We start from the raw sequence: 239 nt of genomic DNA, 5'->3' as shown, positions 1-239 counted from the left end.
AAGTGAGCCATGAAGGATTCGAACCTTCGACCCTCTGATTAAAAGTCAGATGCTCTACCAACTGAGCTAATGGCTCAAAAAATACAGTGCCGGCCAGAGGACTTGAACCCCCAACCTACTGATTACAAGTCAGTTGCTCTACCAATTGAGCTAGGCCGGCATAATGGTGGAGGATGACGGGCTCGAACCGCCGACCCTCTGCTTGTAAGGCAGATGCTCTCCCAGCTGAGCTAATCCTC

At 51.0% G+C, this 239-nt stretch carries 2 tRNA genes; both read right to left on the bottom strand.

The window, feature by feature from the left end:
• Window positions 1-3: 3 nt before the first annotated feature.
• A tRNA-Lys gene (locus FN960_RS22440) sits at window positions 4-76 on the bottom strand.
• Between the two features lie 11 nt (window positions 77-87).
• Window positions 88-160, bottom strand: a tRNA-Thr gene (locus FN960_RS22435).
• Window positions 161-239 lie beyond the last annotated feature (79 nt).

The organism is Alkalicoccobacillus porphyridii (assembly GCF_007293315.1).
GTDB classification, from domain to species: Bacteria; Bacillota; Bacilli; order Bacillales; family Bacillaceae_D; genus Alkalicoccobacillus; species Alkalicoccobacillus porphyridii.
The sequence above is the reverse complement of the archived record's forward strand: the minus strand, read 5'-3'. Positions and strand labels throughout refer to the sequence as shown.